Genomic DNA, 18,741 nt, shown 5'->3' on the forward strand with positions numbered 1-18,741 from the left:
GCTCATCAGGCAGACGGCAGAACTTGTCCGTGATCTCAATCCCGATTTGGAAATCCTCGGACTCGTCCTGACGTTTTTTGATGCCCGAAAGACACTCAATAAAGATGTGGCCGCTGCCCTCGCGGACGAATGGGGAGACGCACTGTTCTCGACCCGCATCCGCGACAACGTGAGCCTTGCGGAAGCCCCCAGTAATGGGCAGGATGTGTTCAGCTACAAGCGAGGCAGTTACGGCGCAAAAGATTATGCGGCCTTTGCCGCCGAATTTCTGGAAAGGACGGAGGGATGCTATGGGACTCGGGGATAGAGGAAAGAACCAGGTGAAGAAAGGGAGCCCCAGCGGGCTGTTTGCCAGAACGGAGCCCAGTGTTACAGAAATACATACTTCCAGTAATACACAAATACAGAACACTATAAATACAGGGATACAGGAATCCCTACCTGAAAAAAATGACCAGAGGAAAATGTACAACATATCTCGGTCATTGTCGGAACGTCTTCGCAAGTATGCTTTCGATGAACGCCGAAAGGAAGTGGACATCGTGCGGGAAGCACTGGACGACTGGCTCAAGAAACAGGGATATTGAGAAAGACGCATGTTGCAGACGGCACACTTCAAACGCTGTATCCCAAACCGTGGACGCCCGGTGTTGCCCTTCTGCTGAAACAAGCAACACCGGGCAGCGTGGAGTACGCCGTTTACCGAAACGCCACCATTAAGGGATCCGAGCTTGCCCTTGAAACGGGAGGCAAACTTCTGGGGAAGTATCTCAAATCGGTTTTCGCTTCTCCCGCTGAGGTGGACCTACTTCAAGGCGGTACTACGCCATATCGCCAAACATGGCCTGCTCACGCCCGACGAGGTCAGACGCTGTTTTTTCTATCGGGACAACAGAAATCTTACAGCTCACGATTGCAGAGAAACTCTGGCGGAAGAGGCACTCAGGTTGAAACCTTCGTAGAGGATGCGCGGGCTCTGGCGGAAAGCATGGACAAGACAGATGGAACCGAATGAACTTTTTCTTGAGCCTGTCATAAAAGAGGCCGTATGCGATCTGCTTTATACTTTCGTTCCGAATGCTGGGGTATGGGTGTATGGGAGCCGTATATCAGGGAGAGCGCATTCAGGAAGCGTTCTTGCTCTTGTCGTCCGTACACCACAGAAGCTCTCCAACAACCCGGCCTGAAAGTCGACCACCTCAGAACGGCACTCCGAGAAAGCGGCATTCCCATTCTCATTGTTGTCCATGATTGGGCGCTTCTGCCTGACGCCTTTCAATAGAAAACAACTGTATCTTATTAAAATAATAGGATTACACATTTATGCAATCCTATCATTACAGAACTCTGTAAATTATAGAGGTTCAGGCTTGATCTAATAGCCAGCACCGCTTTGCTGGTGCCGCCTGCGGATGAACGGCGTGGATTGGTGAATGGTTGGACGGGTTATTACGTCAATTGGTGAGGCCAGAGCACATCCTGCTCCCCATAACCGTAAAGATACATAAAGGAAGAAGCCAAGTAACCATGGAAATGCAAGACCTTATCAATGGACGATGCGGTTGGTGCGGCACTGACAGCCTTTATGTCAAATACCACGATGAAGAATGGGGGAAGCTCGTTACGGACGACAGGCGTCTCTTTGAGTTTCTTACTTTGGAAAGTGCCCAGGCTGGCCTAAACTGGATCACCATATTGCGCAAAAGAGAAGGGTATCGAAAAGCATTTTATGACTTTGATATCAATAAAGTCGCCCAGATGACTGAGCAAGATGTCGAACGGCTCATGCAGGACGAGGGCATTGTCAGAAATCGGCTCAAGATCAAGTCGGCTATCAGCAATGCCAAACTTTTCATCGCCATTCAGAAAGAATTTGGCAGCTTTTACAACTACACATTATCATTTTTCCCAGAACAAAAACCGATCAGTTACCAACCCAAAACGCTCAAGGATATCCAAGCCTCTACTCCTGAATCAGACGCCATGAGCAAAGACATGAAAAAACGTGGCTTTAAATTCTTTGGATCGACCATCTGTTATGCCTACTTGCAGGCCGCAGGCTTTGTGAATGATCACTTGATAAATTGTATCTGCAGAAAATAGAATTCCCCATAGCTCCAAAACAGACCATATCCGTCTAACGTGGGCATATTTCAGAAACAAAGAATGCTTCGATTGAGGTGAAGCAATCGCGATTTGAGACCTGACATGGTACCAGCTTCGATATTGATGACAGGGGAATGTCTTGCAGAGCCCCCTGAATAGGGGCTCCGCATATGTAGTTCACTCTGTCATCAGGCTCCCAAATGATATTTCCCTCAAGACCCGTTAGGTATTAAGAAGCCCCCCCGAACCCGCCGTCGTGTAAAAGCAAAACAGCGTCCTGCCCGTAGAAAAAATGACGCCAACAGCCCTACGCTTCACGGATAAACGTCTCCGGCTGCTGGCGCTTTTCTCAGGTAAACTACTATACAATGGTCACCTTCAGATCGGCACGGGTGAAGCGCTCCAAAACCCTTTTCAGCTCTTCGGCAGAATAGGCAGACAGAGAGGGACGGGGCAGGCGCAGTGCGTCGTATTTGCTGCTTCCAAAGGCGTGACAAGGCAATACATCCACTTCAGTCTTCCCGTACCGGTGCAGGAAGACGGCCATGGCAAGGATATTCTCCTCTGAATCGTTCAAATGGGGCATGAGCGGTACACGGATACGCACCTTTTTACCGGATTCAAAAACCTGGCGCAGATTCTCGAGAATCACGCCGTTGCCAAATCCGGTAAGGCGGCGGTGCTCTTCAGTATCCATGTGCTTACAATCGAAGAGAAAAAGATCTGTCAGGGCTAGCACTTTCCGAAACTGTTCGGGTGCGCACATCCCGCAGGTATCCACACAAACGTGATACCCTTTACTCGCACAGTGTTGGAGCAGTTCCACGAGGAAGTCGCCCGCAGCGGTCGGTTCACCGCCGCCAAAAGTCACGCCGCCGTCGGAATTCGCGTAGAACAAACTATCCCGATCCACGACTGACATCACTTCCTGCACGCTCATACGCTTACCGGACATGACACGGGCCTTGGCGGAACAAACTTCAGCACAGGCCCCGCAACCTTGGCATAAGGCTCGCTCCCAGTTGTATGCGCTGCCTCTTTTAACCACCGCGCCATACGGGCAGACCCGTTCACACGCCCCGCAGGACTGGCACAGGTTCTCAAAGAACAGGAGCTGCGGATGGAAGCTCTGGGATTCCGGGTTGCTGCACCAAAGACAATGCAGGGGGCACCCCTTGAGAAAAACCGTCGTCCGCAGTCCGGGACCGTCTTTGGTCGACATACGCTGAATATTGTATACCATGCCTGATTCCATGTCCGTTTCCCCATTATTTATGCGTGGCAAAACAGCCCTTCCATATGCCGAACGACATACAAGGGCGTATCCCTCCTATTTGCATAAAAAATGCCAATATAATACTCCAAAATCTGCCGCCGTTCATGTGGTATCCTTTGGGCGATGCCTTTCAAGCGCTCCTCTGTACCCCGCCTCAACCTGTCCGCTAACGTGTCCAAAACGCCGTGAAACCACGTCGGCTTGACAATCAGCAAACCTTATGCATATGAAAAGAATCATTTTTTGTTCCCTCAATACCTGCTAAGCTGCAACGATTAGGCGGAGCCGCAGTAACGCTCTCTTGAGGTGTGGCAAATTGTCCCGAAGTCGATACAGATTGTCCTCCCGCGTCAGCAACGAACCGAAACCACACGAAGGGACCCATGCCGGTAAGCCAATTTGATTTCACGGATTCGTTTGAAAAAATCGCTGAGAGCGTCAATGTCGGCATTTTTGATCTCCTGCATACCGGTATCGCGCTCATGTCCGCAACGGGAAATTTCCTGTATTGCAACAAGGCGTTTCTGGAAATGTTCAATCTCCCGAAAGACGTAATCGGACAGCATATTACAGAGTATTTCCTCACCGGCGAACAGGGGGTCATGAGCAGTATCCGGACCCGAAAAATGGTGGTCTGCTCCAGCCTGACGACGACCAACGCCCAGGGCATCTCTTTCCGTTATCCCTTGATGGATCGGAGCGGCAAACTACGCGGGGTCATCGTCGAGAGCATCCCGACCAGCATTGGAAAGGACAAACTTCTCGCGCTGCTGGAAACGGTTAGGAACCTTGAGGTCGCGTCGAATTATTTTGAACAGCGGGAAATCAAAAAAGTCGGGATGTTCCACACGTTTTCAAGCATCGTGGGGGAAAGCCCGGCCATTGAGGAAATGAAGCAGCTCGGGTTGCGCTTCGCATGTAGCAAGGAGTCGATCCTGCTCTATGGCGAGTCAGGGACAGGCAAGGAGTTGGTGGCCCAAGCCCTGCACATGGCCAGCCCCCGGGCGGACAAACCTTTCGTGACCGTGAACTGCGCGGCGCTTCCCCAGGAGCTTATGGAGTCGGAGCTGTTCGGATATGACGCAGGGGCCTTCACCGGAGCCAAAGCCGGAGGGCTTCCCGGAAAATTTGAAATGGCGAACACGGGCACCATTTTTCTGGATGAAATCGGAGAACTGCCGCTTGCCGTGCAAGCCAAACTCCTGCGGGTCTTGGAGAGCGGGGAAATCCAAAAAATCGCCCATCGCGGGCGTCTCCATTCGGATTTCCGCCTTATCGGGGCGACCAACAAAAACCTGGCCGAGCTGGTCAAGAACGGCCAGTTCCGCGAAGATCTCTATCATCGCCTGAACATTTTCGAACTGATCATTCCTCCGCTCAGGGAACGGCTGGACGATATACCGATTCTCACACGATACTTCATCGAGCAGAGTGTCGGCCACAAACGGGCGCGGGACATCCAAGTGGCAAGGGAGGTATTCCGGGCGTTCAGCCAGTACCCTTGGCACGGAAACATCCGCGAATTGAAGAATGTTCTGACTTACGCGCTGTATACGCTGGCAGGCGCCAATACACTGGGTATCGAGCATCTCCCAATGCGGTTTCTGAAGGAATTGAAGCTCAGTTCTTCAGTGGAAAGCCATCCCGCCGCTCCGGAAGCCCCAAAGCGGCAAAAGCTTTCCGAAGCGAGCGCCGAAGCCGAAAAACAAGCCCTCACCTCGGCACTTATCGGGAGCCGGTACAACAAGACCTTGGCGGCGCAGACGCTAGGGATCTCACGCAATAAGCTTTACAAAAAACTCCGGGAATACAACCTTCTCTCCCCGCACGACGGGGACTGAGCCCTGCGCGTCTCGTTGGCTTCACGAAAGTGCCGCCCTTCCCCAATATGATTCCGGCCCGCAAAACATGCGTGCCCCTCTCGCCTTCTATCCTACATATTGCCGAGAAGCAGGTAACCCCCCTTCACAATGCACAAATAAGCGATAATAGACTTGAGACGCTGCGCATTCATCCTGTACGCCGCGATGATGCCGACATAAAAACCGATAAGTTCAAGAATGGTTATCTACGCTGCCATGCCGTAGTCTATGGAACCGCTCAACATATTGGCGATACTTCCCGACGTACACGCTACGCCCTGGAAGGGCTGGGCCATCGCAACGGAGTACAGCGGCGGAAACCCCATGCTGATCATGAAGGGAACGGAAATGACGGGCCAGCCGATGCCGGTAAGCCCGGCCTGAAGCCCGCAAAACCGCCCAGCAGAAACAGGGCCAGCCGCTGCACATTCATGGGACAAGTCGTTACATTGAAACAGGATTTCTGAAGAGGCCGTAGCACATTCAGACCCGCAAAAATGATCTGCACGGCAAGAATGTATTTGAGCCATACCGGCGACAGGTACATATTGGCTTTGGCTCCGATGAAGCCGAAGAGAAAGGCACCGAAGCACAACGGGATGGCCTGCATCCAGTCGATACTGCCTTTCCTGTGGTGCAGCCAGGTCCCGAGAACGGCCATCAGCGCAAAGGAAAACAGCGCGGTCGCCATCGCCTGATGCATACCCAGTGCGGAGAAGACAACAATAGCGGGGATGAGGAGGATGCCTCCCACGCTGGTACACCCGCAAAAGAACCCCACCATAACGGCAAACAGTGCAAGAAAAAATGTAGCCATACGCCCTACTCCCCTCCGTATGATTTCAGCTTGGCCGGAGACTCCTGAAATATGGACAGGGAAAGAAGCAGGGAAAGAAGCGCGGTCCATCCTAGGCAAAAAAGGACGCGCCAGCACTGCCGACACGTCCTTCGTATCAGATCAGTTCACGGGAGTCACGATCGGGAACTGGTCCTCGTTCAGCGTAATGGAATACGTATCTCCATAAGAATCCACCACTTCGTTGTTCATGACAAACGGCATGGATGCAAATACGGCTTCCTGTTCTTCATCGGAATCTTCGCGTTCGTCTATGCTCAACCTGAGCTCTATGTGGCTCTTTCAGCCACCGCCTACCTTCACTTCCCGGATACGCAACACAGCGTCGCCGTTGTCTTCCTCAGCCAACAATCCCTGAAGCTTCGCTACAGCTTCCGGCGAAAGCGTGATGTTCAACATGGGCCCTCCTCACCCCTGATGCGGACCGCCCCTTGCGCGGCAGGTTGTGCCGGGATTTCAAAAAAGCGATCCGCATCCGGCCGTTTAGAATTCGTTATATTGGGTACGCTTGATGATTTCGTTCTGCACGCCCTTGTCGAGGCGCGTAAAATACGCGCTGAATCCAGCCACACGGACCACGAGATCCTTGTAGTTCTGAGGAGCGGCCTGAGCGGAGCGCAGCGTTTCGGAACTGACGCAGTTGAACTGTACATGGCCTCCGCCGAGATCGAAGTAGGTCTTGATCAGGCTCAGCAGCATACGGGTTCCTGCGGGCCCTTCGAGAGCGGCGGGCAAGAACTTCATATTCATGTGGTTGCAGTTGTTACGGATGGTGTCGATGGCCTGAGCGGCGGACTTGAGCAGGGCCGTGCTGCCGTTGACGTCGGTGCCGGGCATGGCGGACACGGAAGCGTCGGTCAGGGCCACGCCCTTGCGGCGGCCGTTCGGGAGAGCCCCGGTCATCGGAGCGAAATAGTTGTGGAAAGACAACGAAAACGGATCCATGTGGGCCTCGTAGCCGAAATAGTCCGGCCCGTGCGAACGGTAAATACGTTCCACATCACGGAAGAAGCGGCGCACGAGATTATCCACGTCCGGGATGTCGTTACCGTGCTTCGGAGCTTCGTAGCACATCTTTTCGATGGCCTCGTGCCCTTCGAAGTTGACGGCAAGTGCCTCCTTCAACTGGGTCATGGTCAGCTTCTGGGTGTCGTACACAAGGTGCTTGACGGCGTACAGCGAGTTGGCGGCATCCACGCCCGCCGTGGTGATACACAGGGACTGGCTGTACTTGGGGCCTCCGGCTTCCTCACAGAGCCCTTTTTCGATGCAACCTTCGAGCAGGCACGAGCGGAAAATGTTGGGGACCAGCATCTCACGGGTGGAGTTGCCGAGATTGCTGATCTTGCGCTGTACGTCGTAACCGTAATCCATATGCTTCAAGAAGGCCTGATAGAACGCTTCAAAGGTTTCAAGCCCTTCAACCTTGGCTACCGGCGGGAAAATCTGCTTCTTCGTGTGCGGGTCCCAGCCGTCGTTCAAGGTGAGTTCGACCAGCTTGGCAAGGTTCGGCTGCCCTTCGAAGGTCACATAGGACCCCTTTCCCGCCATGCCGGTACCTACGCAGCCAAAAATCACGGGGCAGGTCCGAGCCTCATCCAGCGTGACGCCGCGGCTGGCAAAGCGGACCAGAGAACGGGTCATGGCGGCGTCCATATTCATGAACTGCGGCTGGCCGGACCCTTCCCGCACCACGTCCACGGCCTTTTCGAGATAGGCCTGTTCCATCTTCGGCGTGTAGAAAAGAGCCAGAGTGGGCTGGATGTTCTTCATGACAACCTGCGTATCCATGAGGAGCAATTCTAGCTCGGTACTGGCATCGTCGCCGTCAGCGGTATAGCCTCCCAAGGAGATGGTCTGACCCGTATGCCCCGAGAGGGCCTTGGCGTAGGCATCGCCTTGATAAACGGCGATCTCAAGATGCTTCACCCACTGGAACTTGAGCAGCGTCAGGACCTGTTCCTTGGTGAGGCTGCCTTCCTCAATGTCCTTCTTATAGAAAGGATACATATACTGGCCATAGCGTCCCAACGAGTGGCCGCAGCCGCACTGTTCGATTTCAATGCAGCAGTGCGTGAACCAGAAGGACTGAATGGCTTCTCGGAAATTGCGGGCCGGATATTCCGGTACGCGACGGCATATCCCGGCGATTTCAAGCAACTCGGCCCTGTCCTTAGGATCGGCGGTTCTCTCGGCGGTCTTTTCGGCCAAGTCGGCATACCGATGCGCGTATGTGATGACGGCGTTCAGGGAAATCTTGCACGCCTGGTAGAATTCCAGCTTGCTCCAGTTGGCGGCGTGCTTGGGCAGGGCCGCCATAGCGGCGTCAATATCTTCCAAGATGCCGCGAAGTCCCCTGTTCAGCACCAATGGGTAATCGGCCACGCCGGAGCCGGTGGAGTTGTCGTTGACGGGATAGATCCAGCCGCACTTGACCAGCAGCTCGGGGTTACTGCCGTAGAGTTCCTTGTACATCCTGTTGGCACGGTCGTAGGTGGTCTTGCCCTTCCAAAGCTTATAGACCTTCTTCAGCAGATCCTTGGTCTCTTCGGGAATGCTCAGTTCACCGAGCGAGGACATCTTCACGGCATCAAGCTCGTCCTTGATCCAGTTGACCTGCCATTCAGGATACGGATACACGGCGGCGGGAGCCCCCCCGATGGTACCGACGATGACGTTCCCGTCGAGGAAAATATCCTTGTTGACCAAAACGTTCTCAAGCAGCTTTGCACGGATGCGGAATACACTTTCGCCCTTGCATTCTTCATAGGTATCCATCAGGAACTGCAAGCGCTGGGCATCCATTTTCTGTGGAGCATCCAGAAGGAAGCTCTTATGGGCAGTGATCCGCTGTTCGGCAGTATCCCAGTTCACGGCGTAACTCATGATCTATCTCCTGAAATGAAAGTTGATATTGAGGGACGAACCCGTATTTGACGGAGATAAAGCAAATCCCATGCCGCAACTGATTATGGTTATAATACATTGAAATTTTATTCTATTTTTACATAATCCTCTGAATCAGGGATCGAAGCATGCGGCGGTCATGATTATACCGAACACTTCGTACCGTAATGGGTACACATGTACCCCGCTCTAAACGGAGTGCATCCACTCTTGCGAAACAGCCTCTCTTTCCCAAGAAGCAATGTGACCGTATTCCTCCCCAAAAACAGGACGGCAACGTCCGCACATTACCGTCCAGTCACTTGGATAATTGTCGTCCAAGATTCCGTTACACGATCAGATGACGCACGCTTTCGGCTGCCCCGTGGCATCCAAAAAAACAAGATAATGCCACCCATGCTCCATAACGACGTTCTCAACAATGGAGAAGGTCACGCCTCCCCCCTCACACGTTTCATCCCCTGTCCTATACGTTTGCCGGCTCAACCTGAGCTGGTATCCCTCACATCACGGCTTTGGCTTGTATTTCACCACATACGCGACCTCATCAGATCTGGCGTTCGCCATCATACGGCGTGTCCTCGCCAGTGCCTCATCCGTAATTTCAATGTGCAACATAGCAGACCTCCTTGCGAAGCCACATAAAAAAGCTGGCTCAAACCCCTTCACAGCACGACCGCCCGGCGCACTGGGGAAAATACAACTTGAAAGGAGCCAGCCTCTGCCCAAAAGGGACCTCCTTAAAAAATAGGGCCTCCAGTATGAGACAACCCCATACCGGAGGCCATTGCCTCACAAACGCGCAATACTATGCCGCCTTCTTTATGATTTCAGCCTTGAGCATGGCAACGACGGGAACCAGAATAGCGGTGGCAACTACTGCGAGCACAACGAACACCAGTGGCCAGCCGCCGAGCTTTTCATAAAGCCACGCGCACAAAGGCCCAATGAATACGATGGGGGAATTGCCGATGAACGTCAGCAGGCTGGACACCTTGCCGTTCAGGTCGGGATCCGGAGGGAACACCAGCGGGGGCAGGGCCCAGAAGATGGCGATACCGGCATAACAGAACCCGGCCACAATCATCGTTATGATCACCATCGGCAGGCTGCCGGAGAAATAGCCAAGGAGCATACCGAGAAAAGAAACCAGCATGAAGTACTTGAGGCAATCGACGCGGGCGCGGACAATGTCCCCGCTCTTGCGCAGGATGCCGTCGGACACGACGCCGCCGATGATGGCGAAGAAGCCCACAAGGCCGACCCACAGCTGCACGGTGGACATCTGTCCGGCGTCGAACTGCAAGAAGGACGAGTACTGCGGCCAGACGACCGGGATCCCCCAATACGGCGTACACATGGGAATAAACAGCAACGCCAGAAGCCATGTCGCCTTGTATGAAAAAAGGGACTTCCTTTCCGTCTCGACGGATGGGCCACTGCTGGAGGCGGCGGCGAGGGCGCCGGTGTTGACCCGCATGAATACGGCGCAGATCACCAGCAGGATGAGAGCAAAAATGCCGAGGCCGATAAACGTCATCTTGCCTTCAAGAACATGCTTGGCGACGTAATCGCCGAACGGACAGCCGCAGTTGATCATACCGAGAAAAACGCCGGTAGCCAAAGAGGCTTCCTTCGCGGGAAACCAGCCGCAGCCCGCACAGAATGCGAAGAGGACGGGAATGTTCATGCTGCATAGCCCCTGAGCGAACCTCAGGACCTTCAACAGGGTGGGGTCACCGCAGAAGGGAATGAGCAGCTGAGGGATGGCCGCGCAACAGAGTCCCACCATCAGCGTCTTCTTGATGCCGACGGCGCTGATGACGAAACTGGCAAGACCGAAACCTATCCAGATACCCCAGTAGAACCCAAAGAAACCGTCGGCATCCGCAATCTGTTCGGGTGTGAATACGCCGAGCTGCGGGGCCGCAATGGGGAAAGAGGTCATGCCGGCCAACATCGGAAAGCTGGCCAGGCCCGCGAGGAGGAGAATGACCCAACGATACGGAGAAGGCTTTTCGCTCATGTGAACACTCCTTGGCTGGTAGGTTCTCTTAATACCGTCCTTGAACAAAAATCGTCCGCCCATGCGGAAACGACATGCCGCATTTGGTGAAGGGCCTCCAAAAGGCAAAAAAAACGAGATGTGAACAAACGGGAATGGACATCCTGATTTTGCAGAAGCCATGCCAAACGACATATCAAAGAAATCAGCATATTATATAAACGTGCCGAGAACGTACCGGATAGTTTGTACCGTTCAGGAACATTCTGTCCCCATTTTGGTACAATACATCCTTCCCAACATAGAAATCCAAACAAGCTTCACTGTTCTGCCCGCTGATGATGGGCTGAAAACGGCCAGTTAGAGGGCCCGATCATAAAAAAACGCCCAGCTGTGAAGCCCAGGCGTTATTCAGCTTTTCTTCATCATGGAAGAGCAGCATCAGAGGAAGACACTCTTATACCGTTCACAAAGAGCTACGTAACCCCTCATCTCAAAAGAATGGAACAAACAGTTCAACAAGAGTCACCTCAGATAAACGGAAGTTCCCCACTTCAAGTGTGCAGTATAAACTCATGTAACCCCCATTATCCCCTCTCTCAGCCGATTACCTGCCTTCCACCTAGAAAGGTTTTCTATAGATTAAACGATATGACATTATGTGATTTTTTTCTTTTAACAAAGCATCGCATACGGTATCATGAGAAAAACCATAACCGCAGCAGACTGCCTACCGAGCAGCCTCTTTGACCGTTAAGAGAAAACACTTCACCGTGTTGCTTCATGATGTATAATGAGGCAATTCCCAAGCAGCGAAGGTTATTTCGGTACATATTGTACCATATCCGGCACACCGATCTCAGCACGGTTCTTTCCATCTCAAATAATATATTGATCTTCAAAAAGTTTTTTATGGAACAAGTATTGCTATCAAGGAAATAACTGTCATTGCGCAGTGGAACGCTTGTCCTGACGGACAAACTCGGCGGCACGGGTATCAACCTTTCGTGGCTACGTTTTCCTATAACAATAAGGAGCAGGGAAATGGAAAAGGGGAAGATCAAGAATGAACGCGTTCAGAGACGTCTTGACCGCTGGTTTGATACGCCTTGGCGCATCAACATTGCACGTACCGTCGCCTACACGCGAGGCTACGCCATTGGCGAGGGAGAACCCTTTGTCATCCGCCGCGCGATGGCATTCAAGTACTGCTGCGAAAACATGCCCGTCATCATCCGCCCGGAAGATTATCTGGTCGGCTACCGCGATGTTGATGTGAAGAGCGCGGGTTTGTTCCCCGAATGGAGCGGCCCGGAATTCTTCGACGACATCGAAGCCTGCAAGGCCCGCAAGTATGAGCACTTCGATCTGAGCCCAGAGGACGAAAAGACACTCATCGAAGAGGTCAAGCCTTATTGGGAATACAACAACTGGTCACGTACGATGATCCGTCAGATCATGAACTTCACCCCCGATGTGATCAAGAACACCAACTTTGCCGATGCGACCTGCTTCCCTCCCATGCCCGCCAACATCTGCGGCCATGACCACCGCCGCGACACCGACACGGGGCACTTCAACTTCCCCTACATGCGTTACCTATACCTAGGCGCTGAAGGCGTGAAGAAGGAATGCGAGGAAAAGCTGGCCACCATCAACCCGTGCGATCCCAAGGCTGTGGAAGGCATCCCGTTCTGGCAGGCCGTCATCCTCGCCATGGACGGCGCCATCACGTACGCCAACCGATTCGCCGACGAAGCCATCCGTCAGGCCGCCGAATGCACGGATCCGATCCGCAAGAAGGAACTGCTTGAAATCGCGGACACCTGCCGTCAGGTCCCCGCGAAGCCCGCCCGCAGTATGCACGACGCCTTGCAAGCCTACGTCTTCTTCAAGACGCTGTGCCGTATCGAAAGCATGGATCATGCCAATGGCCCGAGCTGCATCGACCGCTGGTTGTGGCCTTTCTATGAAAAGGACATCAAGGAAGGGCGCATCACAAAGGACGAGGCCGTGTCACTGCTGGAAGAGCTCTGCATCTGGCTGGCTGAATCCGCACACTACTACACCTCGGGCGTGCTGGACTGGTACTCGGGCGCGGGTTCCTTCCATCAGCTGACGGTCGGCGGCATCGGCGAAGACGGCTTCGATATGACCAACGATCTCACTTACATGTGTCTAGACGCCTACATCAACACCAACCTCTTCCAACCTTCCGTTTCCGTGCGCGTGCACAGCCAGACCCCGCAGGCCCTGCTGGAAAAGGCCGCCGAGGTCGTGGCGCTGGGCGGCGGGCAGCCGTCCATCTGCAACGACGACGTCATCATCCCAGCCATCCTCGGCCTCCCGCGCGGCTACAACGACCCCGACATGACGCCCGAAATCGCCAGAAGCTACTGCCCGGTGGGTTGTGTGGAGCACGCGACCTCCTACCATTACGGTACGCCGATGCACAGCTATATCAACTATGGAGCCGTCATCGAGCTCGCCCTGAACAGAGGTGTAAGCCATCTCTACAAGCGGAAGATGATCGTCAACGATCCCGGCGACGCCCGCGAGTTCAAGAGTATGGACGACGTGCTGAAGGCTCTTGATATCGTCTTTAACGACATCATGGACGTTGACGAAGGGCTGGTCATGACGCAGGAACAGGTGGAAAAGGAATTCTACCCCTGCAGTTGGCAGTCCGCCTTTATGGAAGACTGCGTTGAGCGCGGCCTGCCCAAGGAACGCGGCGGCGCCCGATACAACTTCGGCGGCCCCGGCACCTGCGTGGGATTCGCCGATGCCGGAGACTCCCTCGCCGCCATCGAGAAGGTCATTTTCATCGACAAGAAGTATACGATGCGCCAACTGTGCGACGCCCTTGACGCCGATTTCGTCGGCTACGAGGATCTGCACAAGGCTCTGTGCGACGCTCCCAAGTTCGGCTCCGACGATGATTTTGCCGATAAGTGGTGCCGTTACGCGCACAACCTGTACAACACGTCCATCCTGAAGCGCCGCAACTCCCGCGGCGGCGTCCTACAGCCCGGCGGCGTGTCCATGTCCGTATTCGTGCCGCACGGCGCGGTCTGCGGGGCCCTGCCCTCCGGCCGCAAGGCGGGCAAGCCTCTGGCCAATGGCGTCGGAGCCGTCATCGGCGCCGAATCCAACGGCCTGCTCTCCAACTTCAACTCTATGGGCAAGATCAATTTCTACGGTAATTTCGATACGATCTGGAACGTCCGCATTGATGGTGGATCCTGCGACACGCCCGAAGGCCGCAAGGATTTCGCCGGGCTGGTCCGTACCTTCGTCGACAAGAAGATCGCCCAGATGCAGGTGAACTGCCTGTCCTCCGACGTCATGCGCAAGGCTCAGCAGGAACCTGAAAACTACCGTGACCTGATTGTCCGCGTGGTCGGCTACAGCGCCAACTTCGTGACCTTGCCGCCCACAGTGCAAGATCTCGTCCTGGAACGTGAAGAACACCCGCTCAACTCCTAATACCCTACCCCGCGTCGGTCCGGCTTTCCGGGCCGACGCGATCTTCTTAGAATCAAAGACCACGGAGAACATCCGTCTTTTCTTGTCACGCCTTTCCGCGCGCCGGGCATCGAACGAGAACCGGGCCGTCCGGGAAATACATAACATATCCTCAATTTCAGAGAGAGGTTGCCTATGGATGGCATGGTTCTCAAAATAGACAGATGCTCAAAGCACGATGGCCCCGGCATACGGACCGTCGTGTTTCTGAAAGGCTGTCCCCTGCGTTGCCGTTGGTGTTCGACCCCTGACTCGCAGAGCATGGAACCACACCTCATCCATACGGAAACCCTCTGCGCCCGGTGTGGCCGCTGCGTGGCGCACTGCCCTGAAAAAGCAGTGGATATGGGGGCCGGCGGCATTGCCGTCGACCATAGGCGCTGTACCCTCTGCGGCAAATGCGTCGAATTGTGCCTCAAGAACGCCATGAAGGTGACCGGAATCAGGATGAGCATTGATGAGGTGTACGACATCATCAACCGTTCGCGCGGTTTCTGGACCCGGATGCCCGGCGGGATGACCATCAGCGGAGGCGAGGTCCTTTTCCAGTTCGATTTTGCCAAGGCACTGCTGAAAAAATGTCATGATGCCGGAATCGATACAAACATAGAAACCAGCTGTTACGCGCCGACGGAAAAAATCCGCGAACTCCTGCCCTATCTCGACCATATCTGCTGTGATGTGAAACATATGGACGATAAGGTCCATAAACGGCTCACCGCCGTTCCCAACAAGTCCATTCTGGAAAACATCCGTATGCTCAGCCACGAGAAAGACCTGATCCTGCGGTATCCCGTCATCCCGACCTGCAACGATTCGGACGAGAACATCAACGCGACAGCCGATTTCGTGACCACGCTCGGGAAAACCTTCAACCGGATCGACTTGCTGCAATACCATGTGATGGGTGCCGTCACCTATCGCCGGCTCGGCCGCGAATACCAGCTTGAAGACATTCCAGCCGTACCCCGAGAGAGGATGATCGGCATCCGCGACCGGATGATCGCCCGTGGAGCAAAGGCCGTGCTGGCCTGATCCGCGACGCCACCGGAACGAAATCAGGCGGTGGATGCTACCGGCGGGATTATCCAGCATGGAGCAAAACGGCGGATAGTCTTATCCGACCCACAGAAAACGGGAACGATCCATAAAGAACCGTTCCCGTTGCCGTCTGTGCAACCAACACAGGGCGTTCACGTCCCGCCGTCACTGAGAAGGCGGATCAGAACTTTTTAAAGCGGCAGGGACTCCGCGTAGATCTCAATGGTGTGCTTGACCTGAACAGGATCGTTGTTCCGGGCCAGCATGTCGGAAAGCTGCATCATGCAGGCCGGGCACCCCGTCGCCACAACTTCCGCACCACTGGCGATCACGTTGTCGCGCTTTCTCTGGCCCATCTTGAGAGACAGGTCGTAGTGGGTCAGCGTGAACGAACCGCCGCAACCACAGCAACGGTTGGCTTCGGCCATTTCCACAAGGTTATAGCCCGGATTCATACGGATGAGATCGCGGGGCTGCTTGCTCACGCCGAGGGACTTCTGGAGGTGGCAGGATTCGTGATACGTCACCTTCGTCTGCCCCTTGGCCTGCGTCTTGGGGCTGACGTGCAGCACGTCAACGAGCAGCGCATTGATGTCGATGGCCTTGGGCGCCAACGCGTTGATCGCGTCGCGATAGCGCGGCGGCAGGTTGTCGGAGAACTGCGCCCAGAACTCGCGGATGGCAACCGTACACGACGAACACGGCGTGACGATGTAGTCGTAGTTCTGGTCCTTCAGAATATCCACGTTGTGCATGACCATCTTTTCGAATCCCTGCCTATCGCCGGAAGCCAGCGCGGGCATACCGCAACAGGCGTAGTTGTCGGACAGGAAAACGCCGATCTCATGGTAGTCAAAGACCTTAAGGCAGGCTTCGGAGACGTTGGTGTAGATCTTGTCCCCAAGGCAGCCGGGGAAGAAAGCCACTTTGATGCGGCTTTTGCCCATGGGCGTATTCACGTTGCCGACCGTGCTGTGCAGAGGCTTTGCCGCCAGCTTGGGCATGTGGCGGTCGCCGAGCATGGGCTTCAACAGCGGTGCGCAAACCGTGTTTTGCGGCTTGGCCTCGTCCTTGAGGATAAGGTTCTGGAACGGTGCGCTCAAGCGCAGCAGCGTGCCGAACAGCCGCGGATTGGGGAGCAGCATCCGGAATGCGGCCTTCTTGATGGCCGAGAGCCCCAGATAGGTCGCCACGATGGCCCGTGCCTCAAGGAAAATGTCGGTCGTTTTCACGCCCGAGGGGCAGTTTGCCTGGCACGAGCCGCAGAGGAGGCACCGCGACAGCTTTTCGTTCACGGCCTCGGGGTCTTCGATGATACGATGGGCAAGGTTTTCGACAAGAGCGATCTTCCCGCGGGTGAGGTCGCCTTCGATACGCGTCGTCATATACATGGGACAAAACGCCTGACAGAACCCGCACTTCATGCAGGCCGCCAGTTTGTCGTCCAGAGCCATCAGGGCATTGGCAAGTTGGGTAAGCTCATCCATGGACCATTCCTTCCCGAATAAAAAGTCAAAACCTGTCGGCCGCAGAGCCGCCGTCCACCGTCACGGAACACCCTAGAGGGAAACGATCTTCGAAGCGTTGAGCAGCTTCTTCGGATCGAAAGCGGAGCGCATACGCCGCATGTACTCGAGGGTTCCCTTTGAGGTTTCCAGTTCAAGCCACTTCTTTTTGGAAGTGCCGATGCCGTGTTCGCCCGACAGCGTGCCCCCAAGCTCCAGCGCCACATTGAACAGATCGTCAACGGCCCGCTCCACTCGGGAGAATTCTTCCTTGTCGCGCTTGTCGCAGAGGATGGACGGGTGCAGATTGCCGTCCCCGGCGTGGCCGAAGGTACCGATGGTCACATGATGGCGCGCGGCGATCTTGTCGAGCGCCTCGAGCATGGCGGGAATCTTGGAACGCGGCACGGTCGCGTCTTCGAGCATCAGCGTGGGACGGCAGCGGGCCAGGGCGGGGATCGCCACGCGGCGGGCTTCCCAGATGCGCGTCTTTTCCGCGGCGTCCTTGGCGACCACAACTTCCAGCGCGCCGGAATCCTTGAGGACCTTTTCCACGCTCACGGCCTCGTCGGCGACCTGCGCCGGGTGCCCGTCCACTTCAATGAGCAGGATGGCCGCCGCGTCACGCGGCAGACCGATATTCACGTAATCCTCAACATAGTTGATAGTCGCGTTGTCCATGAATTCCAGCGTACAGGGGACAACATGCGCGGCGATGATCCCGGCGACGGCCTGCGAGGCGCGTTTCACTTCGGGGAAAATGGCCATCATGGCTTTGGAAGCCTTGGGCGGCGTCACCAGTTTAAGGACGGCCTTGCTGGTAAGTGCCAGCGTGCCTTCCGAGGCGACGAGCAGTTCGGTGAGGTTGTAGCCGTACTCGCACCCCCGGCCGCAAGCCCCGGTCTTCATGATTTCGCCGGTTTCGGTCAGGACTTCAAGGCCCATGACATATTTTTTCGTGGTGCCGTACTTCAGGCCGCGCAGCCCGCCGGAGTTCTCGGCGATGTTGCCGCCCATGGTGGAGACGGACATGGACCCGGGGTCGGGCGGATAAAACAGCCCTCGGGCCGCCACTGCGGCCGCAAGGTCACAGGTTATCACGCCGGGCTCAACCACCGCATACATCTCTTCCTCATTGATTTCGAGAATCCTGTCCAAGCTGTTGGTCAGGATAATGACAGCGTCGGTACTGTCGGGGATGGTCCCGCCGCTCAGGTTCGTCCCGGAACCGCGGATAGTGATGGGGATGCCTTCCTCATAGCATTTCTGGATCAGCGGCCCAAGCTGGTCCGTGCGTGTGGGACGGACGACAAGGCCCGGAACGACAGGAGGCAGGACTGCCGCGTCATACGCGTAGTTCTGGCGATCCGCCTCGCCCGTCAAGACATTCTCCCGGCCGATGATCTTCTCGATTTCCTTAATGAACGAAAGGCTTAGCATAAGTCTCTCCGCAGCATGAAACGTGGACACCCGATGGCGCGAACAAAGCCGAAAGGCACGCTTGCGTTCCGGCCTTCCCCCTGAGGCAACACGGAATAGTCAGTTCAGACAGCATAGATCAAGGCCCGTGTTTTTTCATTCATTGAACGCTCAACCCTTTTTATTCATTGCATTACCGAGCGTAGCTTCTTACATGAAAAGGCTGTTTTGCTCTT

General features: G+C 55.0%; 12 protein-coding genes. 5 read left to right on the forward strand and 7 right to left on the reverse strand.

What is annotated here, in order from left to right; translation table 11 throughout:
• The coding region (locus HMPREF0178_RS04330; protein WP_009379394.1) for a ParA family protein at positions 1–307 on the forward strand (307 nt) is incomplete at its 5' end.
• A 1,220-nt stretch (positions 308–1,527) separates the two neighbouring features.
• Positions 1,528–2,103, forward strand: a complete 576-nt coding sequence (locus HMPREF0178_RS04340; protein ID WP_009379398.1) for a DNA-3-methyladenine glycosylase I — start codon at positions 1,528–1,530, stop codon at positions 2,101–2,103.
• Between the two features lie 364 nt (positions 2,104–2,467).
• Here HMPREF0178_RS04340 and HMPREF0178_RS04345 read toward each other — a convergent pair whose 3' ends face one another.
• A complete protein-coding gene (locus HMPREF0178_RS04345; RefSeq protein ID WP_009379407.1) occupies positions 2,468–3,361 on the reverse strand; it encodes a glycyl-radical enzyme activating protein in 894 nt (297 codons plus the stop codon).
• A gap of 404 nt (positions 3,362–3,765) precedes the next feature.
• On the opposite strand from HMPREF0178_RS04345, the gene HMPREF0178_RS04350 reads away from it, so the two are divergent.
• Positions 3,766–5,223: a sigma-54-dependent Fis family transcriptional regulator gene (locus HMPREF0178_RS04350; protein ID WP_009379408.1), complete on the forward strand. Its 1,458-nt coding sequence runs from the start codon at positions 3,766–3,768 to the stop codon at positions 5,221–5,223.
• Between the two features lie 352 nt (positions 5,224–5,575).
• On the opposite strand, the gene HMPREF0178_RS04355 is transcribed toward HMPREF0178_RS04350, so the two are convergent.
• The 4 genes from HMPREF0178_RS04355 to HMPREF0178_RS04365 all read right to left on the reverse strand — a co-directional run bounded on the left by HMPREF0178_RS04355 (position 5,576) and on the right by HMPREF0178_RS04365 (position 11,033).
• Positions 5,576–6,061 (reverse strand): sulfite exporter TauE/SafE family protein, encoded by a 486-nt coding sequence (locus HMPREF0178_RS04355; RefSeq protein ID WP_009379412.1) that lies wholly within the window; start codon positions 6,059–6,061, stop codon positions 5,576–5,578.
• A gap of 141 nt (positions 6,062–6,202) precedes the next feature.
• Positions 6,203–6,361 carry a hypothetical protein gene (locus HMPREF0178_RS21425; RefSeq protein WP_157134886.1) on the reverse strand — a complete coding sequence of 53 codons (159 nt, stop codon included), beginning with the start codon at positions 6,359–6,361 and terminating at the stop codon, positions 6,203–6,205.
• Positions 6,362–6,583: 222 nt separating this feature from the next.
• On the reverse strand, positions 6,584–8,986 hold the full coding sequence (locus HMPREF0178_RS04360) for a pyruvate formate lyase family protein (RefSeq protein WP_009379416.1): 2,403 nt from the start codon (positions 8,984–8,986) through the stop codon (positions 6,584–6,586).
• Positions 8,987–9,815: 829 nt separating this feature from the next.
• Positions 9,816–11,033 carry an MFS transporter gene (locus tag HMPREF0178_RS04365; protein ID WP_009379420.1) on the reverse strand — a complete coding sequence of 406 codons (1,218 nt, stop codon included), beginning with the start codon at positions 11,031–11,033 and terminating at the stop codon, positions 9,816–9,818.
• A 1,023-nt stretch (positions 11,034–12,056) separates the two neighbouring features.
• Here HMPREF0178_RS04365 and HMPREF0178_RS04370 point away from each other — a divergent pair.
• The gene (locus HMPREF0178_RS04370) at positions 12,057–14,501 is read left to right on the forward strand and encodes a pyruvate formate lyase family protein (protein ID WP_009379422.1); all 2,445 of its coding nucleotides are present in this window, start codon (positions 12,057–12,059) and stop codon (positions 14,499–14,501) included.
• A gap of 183 nt (positions 14,502–14,684) precedes the next feature.
• A complete protein-coding gene (locus HMPREF0178_RS04375) occupies positions 14,685–15,575 on the forward strand; it encodes a glycyl-radical enzyme activating protein (RefSeq protein ID WP_198134972.1) in 891 nt (296 codons plus the stop codon).
• 197 nt (positions 15,576–15,772) lie between these two features.
• Here the strand turns inward: HMPREF0178_RS04375 and HMPREF0178_RS04380 are convergent, their stop codons facing one another.
• Both HMPREF0178_RS04380 and HMPREF0178_RS04385 read right to left on the reverse strand, forming a co-directional pair.
• Positions 15,773–17,068 carry a heterodisulfide reductase-related iron-sulfur binding cluster gene (locus tag HMPREF0178_RS04380; protein WP_005026053.1) on the reverse strand — a complete coding sequence of 432 codons (1,296 nt, stop codon included), beginning with the start codon at positions 17,066–17,068 and terminating at the stop codon, positions 15,773–15,775.
• A 72-nt stretch (positions 17,069–17,140) separates the two neighbouring features.
• The gene (locus HMPREF0178_RS04385; RefSeq protein ID WP_005026051.1) at positions 17,141–18,526 is read right to left on the reverse strand and encodes an FAD-binding oxidoreductase; all 1,386 of its coding nucleotides are present in this window, start codon (positions 18,524–18,526) and stop codon (positions 17,141–17,143) included.
• Between the last annotated feature and the right edge of the window lie 215 nt (positions 18,527–18,741).

The organism is Bilophila sp. 4_1_30, assembly GCF_000224655.1.
Classification (GTDB): Bacteria; Desulfobacterota; Desulfovibrionia; order Desulfovibrionales; family Desulfovibrionaceae; genus Bilophila; species Bilophila wadsworthia.